Origin of the sequence: Zobellia sp. 1_MG-2023, assembly GCF_030549125.1 — a bacterium.
GTDB lineage: Bacteria > Bacteroidota > Bacteroidia > Flavobacteriales > Flavobacteriaceae > Zobellia > Zobellia russellii.
In genome coordinates this window covers 451,736-474,580 of record NZ_JAUOSY010000001.1, presented here as the reverse complement: position 1 = coordinate 474,580, position 22,845 = coordinate 451,736, and the positions used below count along the sequence as shown (strand labels likewise).

Below are 22,845 nucleotides of genomic sequence, written 5' to 3'. Positions count from 1 at the left end.
AATGGCAGAAGATTTAAAAGTTAGATATTCGGACAAGGATCTTGCCGAATTCAGAGAATTGATCGAAGACAAAATTGAGAAAGCAAAAAGTCATTTAGAATTGCTTAAGAGTTCTTATATGAACGATGGTAATAACGGTACGGATGATACTTCTCCTACGTTTAAGGCTTTTGAAGAGGGTTCTGAGACCATGAGCAAAGAAGCAAATACGCAGTTGGCCATACGTCAAGAGAAATTTATACGAGACTTAAAAAATGCCCTTTTGCGTATTGAGAACAAAACCTACGGTATTTGCCGTGTTACCGGAAAGTTGATTGCCAAAGAGCGTCTTAAATTGGTTCCTCATGCTACATTAAGTATAGAGGCAAAGAATATGCAAAAGTAATTTTGTGATTTTAAATTAAAAAAGCCTACAGGAACTTGGTTCTTGTAGGCTTTTTTTACACCGTAAAAAATGAAAGGGTTTCTCGTTTTTTTCTTGTTTTTCAATCTTTTGGCGGCGCAAAAAGTGGTTAAAAAATCTGTGGTAAATGATGCGGTTACCTCAATTGGTATAGACGTTGAGAATTGCTATAGATTAACCCTGGAAACTGCCGATACAGATGAAATGTCCGTTGAGGCTATTATTGATGGGGAGTACAAGAAAGATCTTTTGTTGTCCGTAAAGGAGAATGGTAGTGCTATAATGGTCAGTAGTGGTTTTCAGCCTAATTTCAAGAATCCTAATGATAAGCTTAGCGCACATAAAGTCGTGTCTATTGCGCTAAAAGTAATTGTTCCCCGTTTTAAATTTATTACCGTTTTTGGTACAAGCTGCAATGTGTTCGTTGCAGGGGATTATAAGGAACTTACGGTTTCTCTTAATGACGGTAACTGCGAGCTTTTTAACGTTCATGAGGATACAAATGTACGTACACAAAGCGGGCATATTTTAGTGGAAGCTTCCAAAGGGAATGTAAATGCGGTAAGTAAATATGGGGCGGTAAACAAAGACGATATTCCCATGGGAGACGCACAATATACACTGTCTTCCCTAACGGGAAACATACGAATAAAGAAAACCGAATAATATACTTATTTTTGCCAATTCAAGTTGTAGATATACTATGAATTTAAAGAAATCATTGCTCATAATCATAGCAGTACTGTTGATTGACCAATTGAGCAAAATTTATATAAAGACCCATTTTGTACTGGGAGATTCTGTTGAGGTTTTTAGCTGGTTCAAAATACTGTTCATTGAAAATTCAGGAGCTGCATGGGGGGCCAAGTTAAGTGATTTCTTGCCTATATCGGAACCAACCGGCAAGTTGGTCTTAACCGTGTTTAGGTTGTTTGCCGTAGCAGGAATTGGATACTGGCTGTACGATACTATTCGTAAGGAATCCTCTAAAACCCTGATCTTGGCAGTTTGCTTGATTTTTGCAGGAGCCTTGGGGAACATTATAGATTCTGTATTCTACGGTGTACTATTTAGTGATAGCTATCAACAATTGGCAACGGCATTTTCAGATGAACCTTATGGCAGCATTTTTTACGGGAAAGTAGTAGACATGCTTTATTTTCCTATGGTAGATACAACGTGGCCAGATTGGGTTCCTTATTTTGGAGGCTCTAGTTTTCGGTTTTTTGAACCGGTTTTTAATATTGCAGATATGGCTATCAGTACCGGTGTAGGTATTCTTTTGGTTTTCAACAAGAAAGCGTTCGGTAAAGTAGATGATGAGCCAACTACTAGTGAAGCTGATTCATTGTAATCTTTTAGAAAGAATAGGTTTTAGTGGGGGTCACGCAATAATCTAAACGCATGTCCAAGTTGTTCACATCAGATATGAGTTCTTCTTCAGCGGAAAATAAGGATAAGCCAATTTTAATAACATCTGGGCGACATTGAGACAAGAAGGTGTCATAAAACCCTTTTCCATAACCTACACGATTTCCTTGTTCGTCAAAAGCCAATAAGGGTATAAAAACTACATCTATTTTTGTGCTGGGTATTTCTATACCATCAACCGGTTCAGGTATATTCCATTCATTCTTTACAAGGCGCGTAGAATCCGTTAGCAAATAATGCTCTAACGTAGTTTTGTCAACTACTTTGGGGAGTACTATATTTTTATCCTTTCCTTGAAGTATGGAAAGAACGTAGGTAGTATCAATCTCCTTGTTTTCGGAAATGGGTAAAAAAATATGGTAAAAGTCGTAAGACCATACCGGTAGTTTGAGCAGTCCGTTAGCGATACTCAGGCTAGAATTAGAAAGGGATTCATTGTCGATTAAATCTCTTCGATTTTTGTATAGTGATCTTAAATCTTTTTTAAGCATTGATTATGACCTCAGTACAATTGGGGAAACTCTAGTATGCTTATTCTTTTACAGACACTGCGTAATATATCTTAAATGATATCATTAAGATAAGGTACAGGCCGAGGGTTATAATATATTTATCCATGTGGTAATTGATTTTGATTCTTAAATCTAATTAAAAAATTTTATTAAAACACTTTTAACTGCAACTTTTCATCGATGAAATACATTTTTTAGTGTTTTTTTAACAAATTTGCGCTTTTTCGCGTGCAAAAATGTGCAAAAAAGAGCGACATAAGACTTCATTTCGTTTGCTTGGGCAAATGGGGCGGGCTTACCGGTATTCGTTAAAAAAGAGTAAAACACTTAGCCCTTTTAATAAAACATAGTAATTTAACATGATAGAAATAGATGCCTTCTACCATTTAATTTGATAAACCGTTTTTGTAATGCCCCAAGTACCTATAGAAGTACAATTAAGCACGTTGCCCCAGAGTCCTGGTGTATACCAGTTTTATGATGTAGATGATAAAATATTGTATGTAGGTAAGGCCAAAAATCTTAAAAAGCGGGTTTCTTCATATTTTACGAAAAACCATGAGTACGGAAAAACGCGCGTTCTCGTAAAAAAAATTAGGAACATCAAACATATAGTTGTCCCTACAGAGTCCGATGCGCTGCTTTTGGAAAACAATCTTATTAAGAAATATAGGCCAAGGTATAATGTCTTGTTGAAGGATGATAAATCATATCCTTGGATCTGTATTAAAAACGAGCGTTTTCCCAGAATTTTCCCTACTAGAAAACTAATAAAGGACGGTAGTGAGTATTTTGGTCCGTATACCAATATGAAAACGGTTAGGACGTTGCTGGACTTGGTAAAAGGGGTTTATCCATTGCGGACCTGTAATTATGATCTGTCAAAAGAAAAAATTGATTCCGGTAAATACAAGGTTTGTTTGGAATATCATTTGGGAAACTGTAAAGGACCCTGTGAAGGTTTTCAGTCTGCGGAAGAATATGATCAACAGATAGAGGATATCAGAAAAATAATTAAGGGAGATTTTAAGTCGTCTTTAAGCTATTTCAGATCACAGATGAAAACGCTGGCATCCGAAATGAAATTTGAGGAGGCACAACAAATCAAGGAAAAGATAGAGGTTCTGGAAAACTATCAAGTAAAATCTACAATCGTCAATCCTAAAATCAATAATGTGGATGTGTTCTCTATAATTTCGGATGAGAGCCATGCCTATATTAATTTCCTGCAGTTGTCCCATGGGTCTATTATTCGGTCGCACACTTTAGAAATAAAGAAGAAGTTAGATGAGACGGATGCCGAGCTTTTGGCGCTCTCTATTATAGAGATCCGGCAAAGGTTCAAATCGCTTTCTAGAGAGCTTTACCTCCCTTTTGAAGTTCCTGTAGAAGCACACCTTAAAGTTACCGTGCCAAAATTGGGCGATAAAAGAAAGATTTTAGAACTCTCTGAGCGCAATGCCAAATTTTATAGACAAGAGCGGTTTAAGCAGATTAAGATAATTGATCCTGATAGGCACACCAACCGAATCATGGCGCAGATGAAAAAAGATTTACATCTTTCCGAAGAGCCAAGACATATAGAATGTTTTGATAACAGTAATATTCAAGGAAGTAATCCGGTGGCCGCTTGTGTGGTTTTTAGGAATGGGAAACCTTCAAAAAAGGAATATCGTCATTTTAATATAAAAACCGTGGAAGGTCCAGATGATTTTGCCTCTATGGAAGAAGTGGTCTATAGGAGGTATAAACGCCTATTGGCCGAAGCCGAGCCATTGCCTCAACTTATTGTTATTGATGGGGGAAAAGGCCAATTATCTTCTGCGTTAAAAAGTTTGGACCTTCTTGGTCTAAGAGGTAAAATTGCCATTATTGGTATAGCCAAGCGGTTGGAGGAAATCTATTTTCCCGAAGACCCTATTCCGCTTTATCTTGATAAAAAATCCGAAAGTCTAAAGATTGTTCAACAATTACGGAATGAGGCCCACCGCTTTGGAATCACCTTTCACAGAAATAAAAGAAGTAAGGCGGCCATTAATTCTAAGTTGGAAAGTATAGAAGGTATTGGTGAAAAAACGGCAGAGGAACTTTTGAAAAAATTTAAGTCCGTAAAACGAATAAAAGAAGCCTCTATGGAAAACCTAACGGAAACCGTGGGCTTATCTAGGGCAAAAAAAATTTATGAAGCATTCCATTAAAATTACGACTAACTCAGCACAATGAAAAAAGCCGTTATAGGAATTGGGTTACTCTTTTTCACTTTGTTTACTTTTGCTCAGGAACCTGAGAAGAAAGACATCAAAGTGGGGCTGGTGTTGAGTGGAGGTGGCGCTAAGGGAATGGCCCATATTGGAGCAATAAAAGTATTGGAAGAAGCCGGTATAAAAGTAGATTATATAGGGGGGACCAGTATGGGGGCCATTGTTGGATCTTTATATGCTGCTGGCTATACGGGTGATCAATTAGATTCAATTTTTAGGGCTACGGATTTCACCAACCTTATTCAGGACAATCTGCCCAGAAGCGCTAAAACATTTTACGAAAAGGAAAATTCTGAAAAATATGCCGTTACCTTGCCTTTTGACAATTTTAAGGTATCCGTGCCACCCGCATACTCCGGTGGTCAGAACGTATATAATGAGTTGGTTAAGTTCCTGTATCCGGTAAGAAACATAAAGGATTTTAATGATTTGCCCATTCCTTTTGTGTGTATTGCAACGGATGTAGAAACGGGTGATGAAGTGGTTTTAAGAGAGGGGTATTTACCGGAAGCCGTTATGGCCAGTGGAACGTTGCCGTCACTTTTTGAACCTGCTCGCATTAACGGAAAAGTATTGATAGACGGTGGTGTGGTCAACAATTATCCTATAGACGAGGTAAAAAAAATGGGGGCCGATATCATAATTGGGGTAGATGTACAGCACGGACTCAGAAATAGGGAGTCTCTATTGACCGCCACCGAGATTTTATTGCAAATCAATAATTATAGGACCGTTCTTGATATGACTGAAAAGTCCAAAAAGACAGATATCTATATAAAACCCGAAATGACGGACTATTCCATTATAGACTTTAATTTAGGCGATGTTATTATTAAAAGTGGGGAGGATGCTGCCCGTAAAAGAATAGATACTTTAAAAGCTATTGCTTCCAGACAAATTGGAAAAAGGAAGGCCAAGGAGAGAATCGTTTCTTCAGATACGTTAAGTATCAGTCATTTGGTTATATTGGAGAGTGAGAATTATTCCAGAGGTTACGTTAAAGGAAAATTAAGGTTTGATACAGATAAACCAACCACCTTTTCACGAGTACAGCAGGGTATCAGTAATCTAGCCGCAACTGGAAATTTTCATACAATCCACTATAAAATACAGGATGACGAAGACAATGACGAGCAAGAGATGATTCTAGATTTGAATGAAAATAAAAGTAAATCCTTTATTCGTCTAGGTGCTCACTATGATAATCTCTACAAGACGGCAGCCATCTTAAATTATACAAGAAAAAGTTTGATTACCAGAGATGATGTGTCTTCTTTTGACTTTATTATTGGAGATAATATCAGGTACAAACTACAATATTATGTGGATAAGGGTTTTTATTGGAGTTTTGGTTTTAATTCAAGTTTTAATGAATTTGAAAAGGACGTTAGCTTTGATTTAGTGCGAAGCAATTTTGATGTTCAGGCCGGGGCAAATTTAAATTCAATAAACATAGATGTAACGGATTTTACCAATCAGGTCTATGTGCAAACGGTTTTACGAGAAGAGTTTGCGTTTAGAACGGGGTTGGAACATAAATTTTTAAAGTATAGCACCAAGACATTAGGGCAGAACGCACCGGTAGGTCCTACAGGTAAGACGCCTGATCAAAGAACGTTTCTTGAAAAGAGTAGTTATTATAGCGCTTTTGGGCAGTTAACTTTTGACACCTATGATGATAAGTACTTTCCTTCAAAAGGATTGTACTTTGATGGTGATTTTCATTTCTATGTCTTTTCATCTGATTTTAATGAAAACTTTAAGGAGTTCTCAATTGCGCAGGCTAGGTTGGGTACGGCAGTGCCATTTTTTAAAAATTTCTCGGTAAACGTAGAGGCAGAAGGAGGTTTTAAATTGGGTACTTCAAGCGTTTCCTCCTTTGATTTTATTCTAGGGGGCTTCGGTACAAATCTTTTAAACAATTTTACGCCTTTCTTTGGGTATGATTATTTGGCTTTGCCCGGTAACGCTTTTGTAAAAGCCTACGGTAGGCTGGATTATGAATTTGCCCCTAAGAATCACTTTATGCTTACTGCAAACTATGCCAATGTAGACGATGATCTTTTTAGAACGGGAGAGTGGTTTACCCTACCAAGTTATTCCGGTTACGGCGTTGGTTATGGGTGGGAATCTTTTATGGGGCCTATGCAAATGCATTACTCATGGTCTCCAGAAGGGAAGACCAATAACTTCTTTTTTAGTTTAGGGTATTGGTTTTAATGCGCTTAGGTTTAAAGTGATGTTTTTTTACGATATTTGTTACATATGCTACAATTAAGAGTTGATATTACTGCCCATCTTAGGGCCATGTGGTAAATACCCACTTTTTAGTTCTTGCTCCACGCTTGAACACGAGTTCTATTTTTTCAGCTTTTAACAATTTACATTACTAAAAACATACAGATATGTCAACTTTAGATACTACTTCATTGAATTTACCCAAGGAAAACCCGGAAGCAGAAGATTTTCTACCTCTTTTGGGAACGGATTATATAGAGCTTTACGTAGGTAACGCAAAGCAAGCGGCCCATTACTATATGGCGGCATGGGGGTTTCAGCCTTTGGCCTATGCAGGTCTGGAAACTGGGCTTAAAGATCGGGTTTCTTACGTACTGCAGCAAGATAAGATTAGATTGGTGCTCACCTCTCCTCTAAAGTCGGGAGGAGATATCAATAAGCATATAGATTCTCATGGAGATGGGGTAAAAGCTATTGCCTTATGGGTAGATGACGCTTCTAAAAGTTATGAGGAAACCACTAAAAGAGGAGCTGAAAGTTACTTGGAGCCCAAAACAATTAAGGATAAGGATGGTGAGGTTGTACTTTCGGGAATTCACACCTATGGAGAAACGGTTCACGTTTTTGTAGAGCGAAAAGATTACAAAGGAGTTTTTATGCCGGGCTACAGAGCTTGGAACCCATATTACAAACCTTCTGATGTTGGACTAAAGTACGTAGACCATATGGTGGGTAACGTAGGCTGGAACGAAATGAACAAATGGTGTGAATTTTACGCCAAGGTTATGGGTTTTGCCCAGTTGGTCTCTTTTGATGACAAAGACATTTCAACAGAATACACGGCGCTAATGAGTAAGGTTATGAGCAATGGTAACGGCCGAATTAAATTTCCCATAAACGAACCGGCAGACGGTAGAAAAAAGTCGCAAATAGAAGAATATATAGATTTTTACAACGGAGCGGGTGTGCAGCATATGGCATTGGCAACGGATAATATTATTGAAACGGTTACGGCATTGAGAGATCGGGGCGTTGAATTTTTAACAGTACCCTCAAGTTATTATGAAGATGTATTGGACCGTGTGGGTGAAATAGATGAGGACTTGGCTCCTCTTAGTGAATTGGGAATTCTTATTGATAGAGATGAAGAGGGTTATCTGCTTCAGATTTTTACCAAACCTATTTTGGATAGGCCAACCATGTTCATTGAAATTATTCAAAGAAAAGGAGCTAAATCATTTGGTAAAGGTAATTTTAAGGCGCTTTTTGAAGCAATTGAAAGAGAGCAGGAATCCAGAGGAACCTTGTAATAGTTATTATTTTAAACTGCGGGTATATTATTTATGAAAGTATACCTCATTTTTGGTCTAAAAAGGGGTGTTTTTAAGTGAAAAGCGACCCCTATATCTTAATGAAATGCCAATTTTATAGCCGTTAGCAAAAAGAACTGTTAATGTAATAGTTAAAGTAAGTTAAAACGGATTGAGGATTGAAACTATGCCTTAAATTTGTAGGCGTAAGGGGTGGTTCCCTTACAACTTTAAGTATTGGTTTTTCATAATTTAAAGTTTGGTTGGTTATTTAGGAAAAGCCCTGACATGAAATGTTGGGGCTTTTTTTTAAGCCTAACTTTAGTTTTATATTCTAAGCTGCGGGTCTGGCCTGGGTTAAGCATAATTTATACTTTAAGTTCTAAAATAACAGGGTTGAGGTATGCGTACAATACTTTGGAATAAATTTTGTTTAAGTAATTGTAAGCCCTTAATATGGTAAAGGTCCATTTTGTATTTTTATCGTAATACTATAGCAATGAAAAAAGCAATTACTTTACTTTTTCTTCTCGTTATTTTCTCTTCTTCCGCCCAGAATAGTACCTCTGCCTTTGAACCTGGCGAATGGTTAAAATTTAGAATGCATTATGGTTTTTTAAATGCAAGTTACGCTACACTGCACCTAAAGTCTGATGTGGTGAATGGTGTGCCAGTTTATCATGTAGTGGGTCGTGGAAAAACTACGGGTTTTGCCAGTGTGTTTTTTAAGGTAGACGATACGTATGAAAGCTATTTTGATAAAAAGGATGGTAAGCCTTATAAATTCATTAGAAAAATAAACGAAGGTGGTTATACCAAGGATATTGAGATAAACTTTGATCATGAAGAGGATAAAGCTGTTCTGAACGATAAAAAACACAATAAAAAGTATAATTTTGAGCTACAGGACAGTATTCAGGATTTAATATCTGCATTCTACTATCTTAGAAACAACTACGAGCCAAGTGATTTAGTTGAAGGCGAAGCCGTAAAGTTGAAAATGCTGTATGATGATGACGGTGTTTTTAACTTTAAACTTAAATATTTAGGAACAGAAGTGCTTAAAACTAAGTTCGGTAAGGTAGAATGTTATAAATTTAGACCTTTGGTACAGTCCGGTCGTGTTTTTAAGGAAAAAGAAAGTCTTTCCTTATGGGTTTCGGTAGACGATAACAGAATACCTATACGCATACAGGCAGATTTGGCGGTTGGGTCCATCAAAGCTGACCTTGACGGGTATAACGGACTTAAGCATCAGTTCAAGATAATAATGGATTAAAACCCTAATGAGAGATAAAGAGCGAATAGATTCACAAATTTCAAAACTAGAAGAGAAGTATAAAGACTCCGGTCAGGATTTAAGTTCTTATTTAGATGGGCTTCTTTATCAACGTTACCTCACGTATTGGGATTATATTCATTTGGATACCCTTTTAAGTCTTCAGGTACCACGCACCTATTTTCCGGACGAGGAAATTTTTATCATGTACCACCAGATTACCGAGCTGTATTTTAAGCTTATTCTTCACGAGCAAAAACAGTTGGTTGATGATAAATCGCAAAACATAGATTTCTTTATAGAAAAAGCGAGACGGATCAATAGCTATTTTAAGGCGTTGATATCTTCTTTTAGTATTATGATAAAGGGTATGGAGAGAGAACAATTTCTTCAATACCGTATGGCCTTGCTCCCGGCAAGTGGCTTTCAATCGGCACAATACCGCATGATCGAGATTTATTCCACTCCTATGGAGAATTTGGTCCATCATACGGAGAGAGATTCCTTTTCTTCGGAAAATAGTCTTGAAGAACTGTATGAGGAAATTTATTGGAAAAAAGGAGCCACTGATTTGGCCACCGGAGAGAAGACGTTAACATTGAAGCAGTTTGAGTATAGGTATACCCCGCGCCTAATACGAATAGCAAAGCAAGTAGAGCATAATACCATTTACCAAAAATATCAGCAACTACCTGCCAATAAGAAAGATAATAAAGAGCTAATAGATGCGTTAAAGACATTGGATATGAATGCCAATGTAAACTGGCCTTTAATGCATATGGGTTCTGCTCATAGGTATTTAGGAAAAGACAAAGAGGAAATAGATGCAACAGGAGGAACAAATTGGAAGAACTATTTACCTCCAAGTTTTCAGAAAATTGTATTCTTTCCGGAAATCTATTCAAAACAAGAGTTAAATAATTGGGGGAAAGAGTGGGTAGACCATATCTTTAACCCGGACAAGAAACAAGCAGAGTAAAATGAATAAATATTGGGGCCTTCTTTTCGTTATTTTAATATCACTTTCCTGTAAAGATGACAAGCCAGTTCTAAAAGAACCGGTCAAACAAATGGCTGCCATAGTTCCTATAGAGAAACCTGTAATGAAACAATTCGGGTTTAATTTAGATGAGTTTACCGTACAGCTAGACACCGTGAAAAATGGTGATAGTTTTGGTGAGCTTATGCTTCAGAACAAAGTAGACTACCCCAAGATTGCCAAAATAACCCAAGATTTTAAAGATACTTTTGATGTTCGCAAGATTCGTGTGGGCAAACCATATCTTATTTTAAAGTCAAAAGATACTACAGAGGCGGCGCAAGTATTCATTTATGAAAACGACCCCATTAATTATACCGTAGTTGATCTTAGGGATACGGTTAAGGCTTATAGAAATAAGAAAGAAGTTACCTATGTAGAGCGTGAAGCTTCGGGAGTTATTGAAACTTCCTTGTCTCAGGCTATTTTAGATCAAGGCATAGATTATACCGTTACCAATAGCCTATCCGAAGTGTATGCATGGACCATAGATTTCTTTCGTCTTCAGAAAGGAGATAAGTTCAAGGTAATTTATAAGGAAAAGTACATTAATGATTCCATTTATGCAGGAGCAGGTGCTATAGAAGCAGCTTACTTTGAGCACAACGGAAGACCAATTTACGCTTTCGCTTATGAAAACGATTCGCTAAAAAGTAAAGTCGATTATTTTGATGAAGAAGCCAACAACCTTAGAAGAACGTTTCTAAGAGCTCCGGTTCAGTTCAGTAGAATTTCATCTAGATATAACCTTAAGCGAAGAATACGTTATTACGGAAATAAGATAAGACCTCATAAAGGAACGGATTATGCTGCGCCAAAAGGAACACCTATCTTGGCAACTGCAGATGGTACGGTAACCGAATCAACAAGAAGAGGCGGGAACGGGAAATATGTTAAGATTAGACACAACGGAACCTATTCTACCCAATACTTGCATATGAGCAATCAGAATGTAAAAAGAGGGCAATTTGTAAGGCAGGGAGATGTAATAGGTTGGATTGGAATGACCGGTAATACCAGTGGTCCTCACGTTTGTTACCGTTTTTGGAAGAACGGAAGACAAGTGGATCCTTTAAAAGAAGAACTTCCGTTGGCAGAGCCTTTGGACGAGTCTTTACAGCCAGACTACTTCAATTACATCAATCCAATAAAAGATCAGTTGGATTGTATGGTATATCCAGAAAGTCCGGTAGAAGAAGATATTCTAGTTGAAGATTTGGCATCCGCCGAAAAATAACGACACTTAAGGTTTTGGTTTAGAATGAATATGGCTTATTTTCGCCGTAGTAATTTCTAACACATTAAAAAACCCAAAATGTCATTACAGAGCACAAACCCTACTGAAACTTCTGCTTGGAAAAAACTTGCCCAGCACTTTGAAGATACTAAAGAAGAACAGTTAAAAAACCTTTTTGCATCTGATGCTTCTAGGGCAGAAAAGTTTACTTTAAAATGGAACGATTTTCTAGTTGATTTCTCTAAAAACAGAATTACTGATGAAACCGTAAACTTGCTTCTGCAATTAGCCGATGAAGTTAATTTGGCCGATGCCATCCAAAAACAATTTGGAGGCAAAGAAATTAACCAAACAGAGGGGCGTGCAGTATTACATACAGCGCTTAGAGCTAAAAAATCCGATACAATTTTAGTGGATGGTGAAAATGTGGTTGAAGAAGTTTACCAGGTTAAAGAACATATTAAGGAATTTACAGAAAGTATCATTTCTGGGAATGCTGTAGGATATACAGGTAAAGCCTTTACCGATGTTGTAAATATTGGTATTGGAGGTTCTGACCTAGGGCCGGCTATGGTAGCGGAAGCCCTTAAATTCTATAAAAATCACCTGAAGCTTCACTTCGTCAGCAATGTAGATGGTGATCACGTTAACGAGGTTTTAAAAGAACTTAATCCGGAAACTACTCTTTTTGTAGTAGTGTCAAAGACCTTTACCACTCAAGAAACATTAAGTAATGCAACTACCATAAAAAAGTGGTTCTTAAAGCATGGTACACAAGAAGATATTGCTAAGCATTTTGCTGCGGTATCTACCAATACAGAAGCCATAGCCGAGTTTGGCATTGCTGCGGAAAACGTATTTCCTATGTGGGACTGGGTAGGTGGCCGTTTTTCCTTATGGAGTGCCGTTGGCCTATCAATAGCTTTAGCCGTTGGTTTTGATAACTTTGATGAGTTGTTAATGGGAGCCAATGAAATGGACGAGCATTTTAAAACCGCAGATTTTAAAGACAACCTTCCTGTTGTTCTGGCATTGTTAAGTGTATGGTATAACAACTTTTATGGAGCAGAGACAGAGGCTATCATTCCTTACACGCAATATTTGAGCAGGTTTTCGGCCTATTTACAGCAAGGTATTATGGAGAGTAACGGTAAAAGTGTTGACCGTAACGGCAAACGTGTAGGTTATGAAACTGGTACCATTATATGGGGTGAGCCGGGGACCAATTCACAGCATGCTTTCTTTCAGTTAATTCATCAAGGAACAAAACTTATCCCAGTAGATTTTATTGGGTTTAAAAAATCCTTGCACGGAGATGTTGATCATCATAATAAATTAATGGCCAATTTCTTTGCCCAGACAGAGGCGCTAATGAACGGTAAAACTGCCGGGCAGGTACGTGAAGAACTGGAGGGTAAAGGCATGGCCCAAAATGAAATCGAAAAATTATTGGCCTTCAAGGTCTTTGAAGGAAACAAACCTACAAATACAATTCTTATAGATAAGTTGTCTCCTAAGAGTTTGGGTGGCTTAATAGCGCTTTATGAGCACAAAATTTTTGTGCAAGGGGTTATTTGGAACATCTTTAGCTACGATCAGTGGGGCGTAGAACTCGGAAAGCAGTTGGCAGGAACAATTTTGAAAGATATTCAAGGTTCAGAAATTGCCGATCATGACAGCTCTACTTTGCAGCTTTTACGTTATTTTAAGGGTTAAAATAGAATTTTCATATTTTTTTATAATATTGGCGCAACTTCTTGTTTTTGAGTGGAAGTTGCGCCTTTGTTCAGTATATTCGCAAAGGGGTTATTTAACCTTCTCTTAACATTCGCGCCAGCAAAATGCAGCACTTTTGCAGCAAATTGAGAAAACGTAAAAACTGAACAAATGAAAAAGATGTACTTCGCATGGGTCGCATTTCTGATGACGACTATCGCATTTTCACAAGGAACTATTACGGGTACCGTAATAGATGGTGAGCTTAATGAGCCACTGCCAGGAGCCAGTGTTGTTCTTCAAGGGACAACCAACGGAACTTCAACAGATTTTGATGGTAAGTTTCAAATTGAAATCACAGAAAATGCAGGAACACTTTTAGTTTCTTACATTGGATATACTTCCAAGAAAGTAGCTTATACCAGTGGTGGTAATATAGGTAATATTGTATTGGAACCTAATGCGCAAGAATTAGAAGGTGTTGTAGTAAGTGGTGTAATTGATATTGCAAAAGACAGGGAGACTCCTGTCGCGGTTTCGACTATTAGAGCAGCAGAGATTCAAGAAAAATTAGGTTCTCAGGAATTACCTGAAATACTTAAATCTACTCCTTCTATTTACGCTACCAAAACAGGTGGTGGTTTTGGTGATGGTAGAGTAAACGTTAGAGGTTTTGATTCTAGAAACACTGCGGTAATGGTTAATGGTATTCCTGTTAATGATATGGAAAATGGCGCAGTGTATTGGAGTAACTGGGCTGGTTTAGGTGATGTTACTACTGCAATGCAGGTACAAAGAGGTTTAGGGTCATCTAAGTTGGCAATTTCTTCTGTAGGTGGTACCATAAACGTTATTACAAAATCTACCGAGAAAGAAGAAGGTGGTACAGTTACACTTGGTGGAGGAAACGATGGTTATTTAAAAACTAACGTCGCTTACAATACTGGAAAATCTGATAAAGGCTTTGCGGCTTCTATATTGTTAGGTAGAACTTCTGGTGATGGTTATATTCAGGGAACTGAATTTGAAGGTTACAATTATTTTATAGGTTTGGGTTATGAGCCTAATGAAAAACATAATTTCCAGTTCGTTTTAACTGGAGCCCCACAAGTACACAACCAGAGAACATCAAGTTTCTTTAATGTTGCAACGTTGGCAGATCATTTAGAGTATGGCGCTAAATATAATTATAACGATGGTACTTTAAATGGTGAAGAATTTGGTTGGAGAAGAAACTTCTACCATAAGCCTATTACTTCATTGACATGGGAATGGAAAGCTTCTGAAAAATCAACTTTATCTACTTCTGTTTACGCCTCTTTTGGTCGTGGTGGTGGTACAGGGGATATTGGTTCTGGTCCAAATTCCGGTTTTGCTAGTTCTAGTAGATATAGAATTCCTGAAACTGGTCAGGTTGATTATGATTTAATTTCTCGTTTCAATGGTGGTGAGGCGGTTACTTTTTATGATGGTAATGATTACCAATTGTCGCCTAATACCGATGGAGAATATATCACTACAAGTTTTGGTGATGGCCTTGCAAGAAGAGCATCTATTAATTCTCACAACTGGTTTGGTTTAATTGCTAATTTGAATACTCAAATTAACGAAAAATGGAGCTATGATGTAGGTTTGGATTTAAGAAGCTATAAGGGTATTCATTACAGAAGAATGGATAATTTGTTAGGGGCTGATGGTTATTTTGATGATGATGACATCAATAATCCTAATCATGTTGTACGTCAAGACGGTGTTGTAGATTCTGATTTCTCGTCTATTTTGAATGTGTTCAAGAGTATTGATGATGAGGAGAAAATTGATTATTATAATGATGGTCTTGTAAGATGGGCTGGTGCATTTGGTCAAGTTGAATATACTGATGGTGTAGTTTCTGCTTTTGTTCAAGGTGGCATTTCTAACCAAGGATTTAAGAGAATCGATTATTTCAACTATCTAGATTCTGATCCTTTACAAGAAACAGATTGGGAAAATATTTTGGGAGGTAACATTAAAGGTGGTGTTAACTTTAATATTAATGAAGCAAATAACGTATTTTTTAATGGTGGTTACTATTCAAAACAACCATTGTTCGATGCCGTTTATATCAATTTCGTAAATGAGTTGAATCCAGATTTAACTAATGAGAAAATTTTAGGTCTTGAATTGGGTTATGGTCTCAATCTTGGTGACTTTAGAGCTAAGGTCAACATTTACCGTACTACTTGGAAAGATAGATTTGTTAGTATTGGCGTTGAAACTCCAACAGGAGATGAGGGTAATGCAAATATTAACGGTGTAGAGCAAATTCACCAAGGTATTGAAATTGAAGCTAACTACCGTGCATCAGAAGTAGTACAGTTTAGAGGTATGCTTTCTTTGGGTGATTGGGAATATGGAGGTAATGCATTTGGTCAAGCTTTGGATGATGACAGAAATATTATTGATCCAGATGTTTCTTTATTTTTAGATGGGGTAAAAGTTGGTGATGCTGCACAATTTACAACTAACCTAGAAATGATCATAAGACCTATTGAAGATCTTAAGATTAGTGCTAACCTTTACAATGCTTCAAGATTATATGCATTTTTAAATGCTGAGGATTTTGATTCTGCTGATAATAACGGTTCCTTACGTTTGCCAAGTTATACACTTTTTGATTTAGGTGCTTACTATACCTTTGGTTTTGGAGGAAGTAACAAACTAAGTATTGCAGCTAATGTAAACAACCTTTTTGATACAGAGTATATTGCTGAATCTTTAACGAACACCTTTGCAGGAAGTGGTGATTCTTTGTATGAAGGAATCTCTACAGATAATAAAGTATTTTTTGGATTTGGAAGAACTTTTAATGTTAGTGCTCGTTATAGCTTCTAGTATTAAATTTAAAAAGAGATAAAACCCTGCCAAGCGGCAGGGTTTTTTTATGCCCAAAAATCAGTACATTTAAAGCTTAAAATATATCTATTATGTACGAAGTTATTCAGGTGGTTCACTCTTATTTGGCCTATGTTGTTCTCGCTCTGCTATTTTTGGCCGTTTCCAACGCCATTATGGGCTGGATTGGTAACAAAATGTTTACTATGGAAAAGGATTTGCGCCTAAGTCTTTTTACGTTGATTTTGTCGCACATTCAACTATTGGTAGGCTTAATACTATATTTTGTTTCTCCAAGCGGACTTCAAGCTATTCAGGCATTGGGTATGGGCGGTCTTAATTCGGCATCAAGATTATTGGCGGTAGAGCATCCGTTCATAAATATTATCGCCATTGTTTTAATAACAGTGGGGTGGTCTCGTCACAAGAAGTTTGTTGAAGGAGACAAGAAGTTCAAAAGCATTGCTATTTTCTATGGTTTAGGTCTAGTATTTATTCTTAGTCGTATTCCTTGGGGGCAATGGTTTAATTAACTTCCGGGAATCATTTTACTTTGCTAACTCAAACCAACCAACATGAAAAACATTTTAGTATTCGTATTCGCATTTTTTGCGGTCTCTACCTTTGCACAGGAAAAAGAACTTTTTAATGGTAAAAACTTGGACGGATGGACAATTTACGGTACTGAAAAGTGGTATGTAGCAGATGGTCTTTTGGTTTGTGAGAGTGGTCCGGATGAGCAATATGGATATTTGGCTACGGATGAACACTATAAAAATTTTGAGCTAACAGTAGACTTTAGACAGTTGGCAGACGGTAATAGTGGTGTGTTTATTCGTTCTACTGTAGAAGGCACAACGGTTAGTGGTTGGCAAGTAGAGGTGGCACCACCAGGATATTCTACAGGGGGAGTTTACGAATCATATGGCCGGAACTGGCTCATAAAACCGGCGCCCGAAAAAGATAAGGCCCTTAAAATGGGCGAGTGGAATACCATGAAAATTCGTGTAAACGGAGATGAGATTACTTCGTGGTTAAACGGTACTGAAATGATTACGCTGACCGACAAAATTATAGGCGCCGGAGAAGGGTCGGTTATTTTACAGATCCATGATGGAGGAGGAATTAAAGTGCAATGGAAAAACATTAAAATTACCGAACTGAAGTAACAATTTTTATAAAAAAATACTTAGAACGACCTATTCATTTTTGTAGAATGATTAGGTCGTTTTAGTTTCTTATTCGGTTGGGGGTTTGTCCATAACAGGTTTTATTAGGTAGATGTAAACCGGAAAATGATCTGAATATCCTCCGGTGTAACTTCCACCGGCATAGGTTCTTTTGGGGTAGCCTTTGTATTGTCCCTTTTTGGTAATTAAATAGGGAGCGTTAAAAACTTTGGCCTTCCAAAATTTATAAAGCCTTTCTTTAGGCTGTAAAAGATTTTGGGTAAAGAAAATCTGGTCAAAAAGATTCCATTTGTCCCTGTACGCAAGAGACCCTATTCCCTTTTTATAGAGTTTCTCCATGGGGTTGTAAAGGCCTAGGCTGTCCAATTTGTTGGCCTTACCTTTAGTCTTAAGAATCTTTTTAAAGCTATCGTTGGTGGGGTCGTCGTTAAAATCGCCCATGCTAATGATTTTCGCATCGGTATCCAACCGTTGTACAGAGTCTATAATACGTTTACTGAGTTTTGCTGCGGCCATACGGTTGGGCTTACTTCTTGCTTCGCCACCACTTCTAGAAGGCCAATGGTTTACCATAAAATAGAACTGTTCATTGTCTAAAAGTCCGCCAACAATAAGTTGGTCTCTTGTGTAATTTCTTTCGTCATCATCATTAATAAGCAATAGTCTATGACTTGCAGATGAAGTAGGTAAGAACACGGACTTTTTGTACAGCAGGGCAACATCGATCCCGCGTTCATCGGGAGAATCATAATGCACTATCCCATAATCTCTTGAAATTAAATTAGGATGGTGAATTACATCCTCTATAACTTTTCGGCTTTCTACCTCACAGATTCCTATGATGTCTGGGGAAGTTTTACTAGTGTTCAATCCAATTTCCGAAAGAACACGGGAAAGGTGATCAACTTTTTTATTGTAACGTTCAAGTGTCCAGTTATCTTTTCCTTCGGGAGTTCGGTCGTCATCAAAAATAAGGGTATCGTTTTCTGTGTCAAATAAGTTCTCAAAATTATAAAATGCAACAGTTCTAATTTTATACAATTTGTCTTCCTGAGAATACCCTCCAAGAGCAAACAATAGTAAGAGTAATGTAAACCTAAAATTCATACAGTTAGATAGATACGAATACCAATTAACGAAAAAACAATGATTTTTGTAGGTAATTCTTGTAGGATAATTTGTGTTTTCGATATCTTGTTAGGGATTCCCGACCATTAAACCCCGTTAATGCGATTATTCCTTTGTGGTACCTTTCTATTTATGTGGCATTTTGCCATATGGTCTCAAACCAGCTTTTCTGTAGAAGGTATACTTCTTTCATACCGGTCAAAAATTCCTGTTGAAAATGCTAAGATTAACTTGGAAGGTACGAACGCGTATACGGTATCTAATGATGAAGGGGTGTTCGTTCTTTCGATTCAAAATTCAGGGGATTACATTTTAGAGATTGAAGCGACCGATTATATTCTTAAAAGGGTACCCATTTCTGTGGAAAACGGAAACTTGGATTTAGGTACACTTTACTTGGAGGAAGATATTCAGATAGAACAGGCAGATAACCTTATCTCATTGAGTGATGCGGAATTGTTGGATGATGAAGTAAGTTCTAATTCTTCCGGTCTGCTCAGGGCAACTAGAGATTTATTTTTAAATAGAGCAGCTTTTGATTTTGGTCAGGCCTTTTTTCGGGTGCGTGGATACGATTCACAGAACGGAACGGTGTTGTTGAACGGTATTTCAATGAACAAGTTTTATGATGGTCGTCCTCAGTGGAACAATTGGGGAGGCATGAACGATGTAACCAGAAATCAACAATTTACAAATGGCCTAGAAGCATCGGACTATACTTTTGGCGGTATTTTGGGCAACACCAACATAGATACAAGACCTTCTGGTTTGCGGCCTGGTACGCGTTTATCTACATCATATTCAAACAGAACTTATGCGGGCAGATTAATGGCCACCTATACTTCTGGCGTTCAAAAAAATGGTTTGGCGTATTCGGTTTCTGGTTCAAGGAGGTGGGCAAAACAGGGGTATATAGATGGTACACTATACGACGCATTTTCATTTTTTGGTGCTCTAGAATATCAATTCAATGAAAAGAACAGTATAAACCTTACTGCACTTTGGGCTTCAAATAGACGAGGTCGTTCCTCTGCTATTACAGAGGAGGTCTTTGATTTGGTAGGTAAAAAATATAATCCTTATTGGGGGGAGCAGAATGGTGAAATCAGAAACTCTCGAGAGCGAAAAATCTCGGAACCAATTTTTATGCTCAACCATTATTTTAGCTCCGATCGGTTTAGTTTAAATACGGGAATAGCATACCAGTCCGGTTCTAATTCTAGAAGCCGGTTAGGGTATTATAATGCGCCAAATCCGGACCCAACCTACTATAGATATTTGCCTAGCTTCTATATCAACTCCCCATTAGGGGCTAATTTTAGTAGTGCTAATGCGGCTAAAGAAGGTTTTTTGAACGAACCTCAACTTAATTGGAGTCAGGTTTACACGGCTAACACCAATGGAAATGCCGCTTATGTTTTGTATGATGATGTAGCTGATGATACCCAGGTAAGTTTAAATACAGTGGGGAATTTAATTTTGACCGATAGGTTTTTAATGGATTTTGGGTTGAGTTATAAAACCCTTAATTCTGAAAATTATGCTAGAATTAATGATTTATTGGGAGCGGATTTTCATGCTGATATTGACCCGTTTTCCGAAACACTGAACGATAGTAACGGAACGGTTGAAAAAGGAGAGGATGACATATTCAATTACAATTATAAAATGAAGGCCGATCAGTTTGAGTCGTTCGTTCAATTTAAATATAGTCAAGAAAGGTGGAGTGCATTTATATCCGGTAAATATGCGACTACCAATTACCAACGAGTAGGTCTTTTTAAAAATGATAGATATCCGCAGAGTTCATTGGGTGAAAGTGATGCAGCGGTATTCAATTCATTGGGAGGCAAATCTGGCTTTACTTATAAATTAACGGAAAGACATTGGCTGTCCGCTCACGGTTCCTACATGACCAGGCCGCCGGTACTTCAAAATGTGTTTATTAACCCACGCGAGAATAATAGCGTTGTACCCAACATTAGTAATGAAATAAATACGACCGTAGACCTTAATTACTTTCTGCGCCTTCCTAAATTAACTGGTAGGCTTACGGGATTTTACACCCGTTTTCAAAATACAACGGACGTAAACTTCTTCTTTGTTGATGCCGGTGTTGGGTCAGACTTCGTCCAAGAGGTTCTCACGAGGCTAGACAGGCTGCATATGGGCACGGAACTAGGTTTGGAATATCAATTGTCGTCAGCAGTAAAATTGACCGCTGTGGCTGCTGTAGGCAAGTATGTATATGCGAGCGACCCAAATGTTGCCATTAATTTTGATACGGCAGGAAGGGAAGAAGACCTTATAAACTTAGAGGGCACGGTAGATTTGGGTGTTGCCAAAATCAAAGATTATAAATTGGCGCAAGGTCCCCAACAAGCTTATGCGATAGGTATAGAGTATCGTGACCCCAAATATTGGTGGGTGGGAGCTACTACTAATTACTTGGCAAATAATTATGCAGGCATATCTACTCTTACCAGGACCCGAAGTTTTTATTTGGATCCTGAAACCAATAGCCCGTTTGCGGATGCCACGGAAGAAAATGTAAATAATGCACTGGCTCAAAGACCGCTGGATAATTTTTACCTGCTGAATCTAGTAGGTGGAAAATCTTGGTTGAAGAACGGAAAATACATAAGTGTTTTTGCAAGTGTCAATAACCTTTTTGATGCCGTGTTCCGGACGGGAGGTTATGAGCAAAGTAGAAATGGTAATTATGGTCAATTCAAGCAAGATAATTTAAGTGGAACACCATCCTTTGCTCCTAAGTATTGGTACGGTTATGGACGCACTTATTTTTTGAACTTGGCATATAGTTTTTAGTATGGTACAGATGGGAGATAGGCATAGATTCAATAAGTTGGTTTTTGTTTTTTCGGTTCTTGTAGCTGCGTGTTTTTACAGTTGTGTAAAGAGCCGTAATTACGAACAGCCATCAAACGACTGTACTTCAAACCTGACAGCTAATAGTACATATGCAGATGTGAAAAGTCTTTATAAGGGCGATACTTTCCAAATACAAGATGATTTAATAATTGAGGGGTATGTTGTTTCCTCAGATGAAGCTGGAAACTTTTTTAGTGTACTATATTTTCAGGATAGTTCCGTTAATCCAACCGAGGGATTCCAAATAGAAGTAGACGTTAGGGACTCGCATTTGTTTTATCCCGTGGGAACAAAAATCGGAATAAAGTTAAAAGGTCTATATCTAGGAAAGAGTAAGGACGTATTTAAGCTAGGAGCTACCTTTACCTCTTTTGGTAATGTTTCGGTGGGGAGGTTACCGGCAGCCATAGTTAATGAACATGTTTTTAGAATTTGTGACGAAGAAGTATTTGTTGAGCCTACAGTAATAACAATTTTCGACGTAAAAAAGGAATTGACCAATACACTCGTTTCGCTTACTGATGTAGAGTTTAAAGAAGAGGAACTAGGGCAACCTTTTGCTCTTGCGGGAGAGGAGACAGAACGTATTCTGGTAGATTGTAACGATAATGAAATTATTATGCTGAACAGCGGATATTCTGATTTTCAAGCCGATTTGTTGCCGGAGGGTAGAGGAAGCGTAACAGGGATTTTGTTGAGGGAGAATGCAGATTACAGGATTGGCATTCGTAGTTTGCTGGATATAGACTTCAATCAAGAACGCTGTACCGAGTTGGTAGATGAATTTACTTCTGAAAATATATTGATCTCAGAATTAGCCGATCCGGACAATAATGCTTCGGCCAGGTTTGTTGAGCTTTATAATTCTTCAGATGAAAGTTTAAGTCTTAAAGGCTGGAGCCTAAAGCGGTATACAAATGCGAGCACAGAAGTCAGTTCAGAAATAGACTTGTCCGCTCTAACTATAGATGCAAATGGTTTTATAGTGATTTCACCAAACGCTGGGGAGTTTGAAGCGGTTTATGGATTTCCGCCTGATTTAGGTGTAGGAACCAATAGTCCGGCAGATTCTAACGGAGATGATAATCTTGAACTGGTAGATCCATTCGGGAAAATAATTGATGTATTTGGGGTTGTAGGAGAAGATGGCAGTGGCACCAATCATGAATTTGAAGATGGCCGGGCGTTGCGTAAACCAGAATTTTCGAAAGGAAATGGCAGTTTTGATTTTAATGAATGGTATATATGGAACGACTCGGGAGACATGGGTACAACCAAACAGGTTAAAATAGCACCGGATGATTTTTCCCCAAAAAAGAAAGGTTAAATTTAGTA

General features: G+C 37.8%; 17 protein-coding genes. 15 read left to right on the top strand and 2 right to left on the bottom strand.

Annotated features, from left to right (window positions below):
- Nucleotide 1 precedes the first annotated feature (1 nt).
- The 3 genes from Q4597_RS01885 to Q4597_RS01875 all read left to right on the top strand — a co-directional run bounded on the left by Q4597_RS01885 (nucleotide 2) and on the right by Q4597_RS01875 (nucleotide 1,757).
- Entirely contained in the window at nucleotides 2-385 is a 384-nt protein-coding gene (locus Q4597_RS01885) for a TraR/DksA C4-type zinc finger protein (protein ID WP_013992813.1), read from the top strand.
- Between the two features lie 69 nt (nucleotides 386-454).
- Nucleotides 455-1,069, top strand: a complete 615-nt coding sequence (locus Q4597_RS01880) for a hypothetical protein (protein ID WP_303404547.1) — start codon at nucleotides 455-457, stop codon at nucleotides 1,067-1,069.
- A gap of 37 nt (nucleotides 1,070-1,106) precedes the next feature.
- Entirely contained in the window at nucleotides 1,107-1,757 is a 651-nt protein-coding gene (locus Q4597_RS01875; RefSeq protein ID WP_215437314.1) for a lipoprotein signal peptidase, read from the top strand.
- A 4-nt stretch (nucleotides 1,758-1,761) separates the two neighbouring features.
- Here Q4597_RS01875 and Q4597_RS01870 read toward each other — a convergent pair whose 3' ends face one another.
- Entirely contained in the window at nucleotides 1,762-2,325 is a 564-nt protein-coding gene (locus Q4597_RS01870; protein WP_303404546.1) for a 5-formyltetrahydrofolate cyclo-ligase, read from the bottom strand.
- 431 nt (nucleotides 2,326-2,756) lie between these two features.
- Between Q4597_RS01870 and uvrC the strand changes: the two genes are divergently transcribed.
- The 10 genes from uvrC to Q4597_RS01820 all read left to right on the top strand — a co-directional run bounded on the left by uvrC (nucleotide 2,757) and on the right by Q4597_RS01820 (nucleotide 17,469).
- The gene (gene uvrC, locus Q4597_RS01865) at nucleotides 2,757-4,544 is read left to right on the top strand and encodes an excinuclease ABC subunit UvrC (protein ID WP_303404545.1); all 1,788 of its coding nucleotides are present in this window, start codon (nucleotides 2,757-2,759) and stop codon (nucleotides 4,542-4,544) included.
- Between the two features lie 21 nt (nucleotides 4,545-4,565).
- A complete protein-coding gene (locus Q4597_RS01860; protein WP_303404544.1) occupies nucleotides 4,566-6,827 on the top strand; it encodes a patatin-like phospholipase family protein in 2,262 nt (753 codons plus the stop codon).
- A 185-nt stretch (nucleotides 6,828-7,012) separates the two neighbouring features.
- Nucleotides 7,013-8,155, top strand: coding sequence for a 4-hydroxyphenylpyruvate dioxygenase (gene hppD / locus Q4597_RS01855; protein WP_215437327.1), 1,143 nt, complete (start codon nucleotides 7,013-7,015; stop codon nucleotides 8,153-8,155).
- Between the two features lie 499 nt (nucleotides 8,156-8,654).
- Nucleotides 8,655-9,434, top strand: coding sequence for a DUF3108 domain-containing protein (locus Q4597_RS01850; protein WP_303404543.1), 780 nt, complete (start codon nucleotides 8,655-8,657; stop codon nucleotides 9,432-9,434).
- 7 nt (nucleotides 9,435-9,441) lie between these two features.
- Complete coding sequence (locus tag Q4597_RS01845; protein WP_215437331.1) at nucleotides 9,442-10,413, top strand: tryptophan 2,3-dioxygenase family protein; 972 nt, start codon at nucleotides 9,442-9,444, stop codon at nucleotides 10,411-10,413.
- A gap of 1 nt (nucleotide 10,414) precedes the next feature.
- A complete protein-coding gene (locus tag Q4597_RS01840; RefSeq protein WP_303404542.1) occupies nucleotides 10,415-11,710 on the top strand; it encodes a peptidoglycan DD-metalloendopeptidase family protein in 1,296 nt (431 codons plus the stop codon).
- Between the two features lie 78 nt (nucleotides 11,711-11,788).
- Entirely contained in the window at nucleotides 11,789-13,426 is a 1,638-nt protein-coding gene (gene pgi, locus Q4597_RS01835; protein ID WP_303404541.1) for a glucose-6-phosphate isomerase, read from the top strand.
- Nucleotides 13,427-13,597: 171 nt separating this feature from the next.
- The gene (locus tag Q4597_RS01830; RefSeq protein ID WP_215437334.1) at nucleotides 13,598-16,300 is read left to right on the top strand and encodes a TonB-dependent receptor domain-containing protein; all 2,703 of its coding nucleotides are present in this window, start codon (nucleotides 13,598-13,600) and stop codon (nucleotides 16,298-16,300) included.
- Nucleotides 16,301-16,392: 92 nt separating this feature from the next.
- Nucleotides 16,393-16,833, top strand: a complete 441-nt coding sequence (locus Q4597_RS01825) for a hypothetical protein (protein WP_215913651.1) — start codon at nucleotides 16,393-16,395, stop codon at nucleotides 16,831-16,833.
- Between the two features lie 42 nt (nucleotides 16,834-16,875).
- Nucleotides 16,876-17,469, top strand: coding sequence for a DUF1080 domain-containing protein (locus Q4597_RS01820; protein ID WP_303404540.1), 594 nt, complete (start codon nucleotides 16,876-16,878; stop codon nucleotides 17,467-17,469).
- Nucleotides 17,470-17,538: 69 nt separating this feature from the next.
- On the opposite strand, the gene Q4597_RS01815 is transcribed toward Q4597_RS01820, so the two are convergent.
- On the bottom strand, nucleotides 17,539-18,597 hold the full coding sequence (locus Q4597_RS01815; RefSeq protein WP_303404539.1) for an endonuclease/exonuclease/phosphatase family protein: 1,059 nt from the start codon (nucleotides 18,595-18,597) through the stop codon (nucleotides 17,539-17,541).
- Between the two features lie 120 nt (nucleotides 18,598-18,717).
- On the opposite strand from Q4597_RS01815, the gene Q4597_RS01810 reads away from it, so the two are divergent.
- Both Q4597_RS01810 and Q4597_RS01805 read left to right on the top strand, forming a co-directional pair.
- Nucleotides 18,718-21,447, top strand: a complete 2,730-nt coding sequence (locus tag Q4597_RS01810) for a TonB-dependent receptor (protein WP_303404538.1) — start codon at nucleotides 18,718-18,720, stop codon at nucleotides 21,445-21,447.
- 1 nt (nucleotide 21,448) lies between these two features.
- Nucleotides 21,449-22,837: a DUF5689 domain-containing protein gene (locus Q4597_RS01805; protein WP_303404537.1), complete on the top strand. Its 1,389-nt coding sequence runs from the start codon at nucleotides 21,449-21,451 to the stop codon at nucleotides 22,835-22,837.
- The last annotated feature ends 8 nt before the right edge of the window (nucleotides 22,838-22,845 follow it).

Excerpts from the sequence above, each read along its gene's own strand:
- Q4597_RS01805 (WP_303404537.1), top strand. The coding sequence starts at position 21,449 with ATGGTACAGATGGGAGATAGGCATAGATTCAATAAGTTGGTTTTTGTT.
- Q4597_RS01845 (WP_215437331.1), top strand. The coding sequence starts at position 9,442 with ATGAGAGATAAAGAGCGAATAGATTCACAAATTTCAAAACTAGAAGAG.
- Q4597_RS01870 (WP_303404546.1), bottom strand. The coding sequence starts at position 2,325 with ATGCTTAAAAAAGATTTAAGATCACTATACAAAAATCGAAGAGATTTA.
- Q4597_RS01830 (WP_215437334.1), top strand. The coding sequence starts at position 13,598 with ATGAAAAAGATGTACTTCGCATGGGTCGCATTTCTGATGACGACTATC.
- hppD (WP_215437327.1), top strand. The coding sequence starts at position 7,013 with ATGTCAACTTTAGATACTACTTCATTGAATTTACCCAAGGAAAACCCG.
- Q4597_RS01840 (WP_303404542.1), top strand. The coding sequence starts at position 10,415 with ATGAATAAATATTGGGGCCTTCTTTTCGTTATTTTAATATCACTTTCC.
- Q4597_RS01850 (WP_303404543.1), top strand. The coding sequence starts at position 8,655 with ATGAAAAAAGCAATTACTTTACTTTTTCTTCTCGTTATTTTCTCTTCT.
- Q4597_RS01815 (WP_303404539.1), bottom strand. The coding sequence starts at position 18,597 with ATGAATTTTAGGTTTACATTACTCTTACTATTGTTTGCTCTTGGAGGG.
- Q4597_RS01885 (WP_013992813.1), top strand. The coding sequence starts at position 2 with ATGGCAGAAGATTTAAAAGTTAGATATTCGGACAAGGATCTTGCCGAA.
- uvrC (WP_303404545.1), top strand. The coding sequence starts at position 2,757 with ATGCCCCAAGTACCTATAGAAGTACAATTAAGCACGTTGCCCCAGAGT.
- Q4597_RS01825 (WP_215913651.1), top strand. The coding sequence starts at position 16,393 with ATGTACGAAGTTATTCAGGTGGTTCACTCTTATTTGGCCTATGTTGTT.
- Q4597_RS01820 (WP_303404540.1), top strand. The coding sequence starts at position 16,876 with ATGAAAAACATTTTAGTATTCGTATTCGCATTTTTTGCGGTCTCTACC.
- Q4597_RS01810 (WP_303404538.1), top strand. The coding sequence starts at position 18,718 with ATGCGATTATTCCTTTGTGGTACCTTTCTATTTATGTGGCATTTTGCC.
- Q4597_RS01875 (WP_215437314.1), top strand. The coding sequence starts at position 1,107 with ATGAATTTAAAGAAATCATTGCTCATAATCATAGCAGTACTGTTGATT.
- Q4597_RS01880 (WP_303404547.1), top strand. The coding sequence starts at position 455 with ATGAAAGGGTTTCTCGTTTTTTTCTTGTTTTTCAATCTTTTGGCGGCG.
- Q4597_RS01860 (WP_303404544.1), top strand. The coding sequence starts at position 4,566 with ATGAAAAAAGCCGTTATAGGAATTGGGTTACTCTTTTTCACTTTGTTT.
- pgi (WP_303404541.1), top strand. The coding sequence starts at position 11,789 with ATGTCATTACAGAGCACAAACCCTACTGAAACTTCTGCTTGGAAAAAA.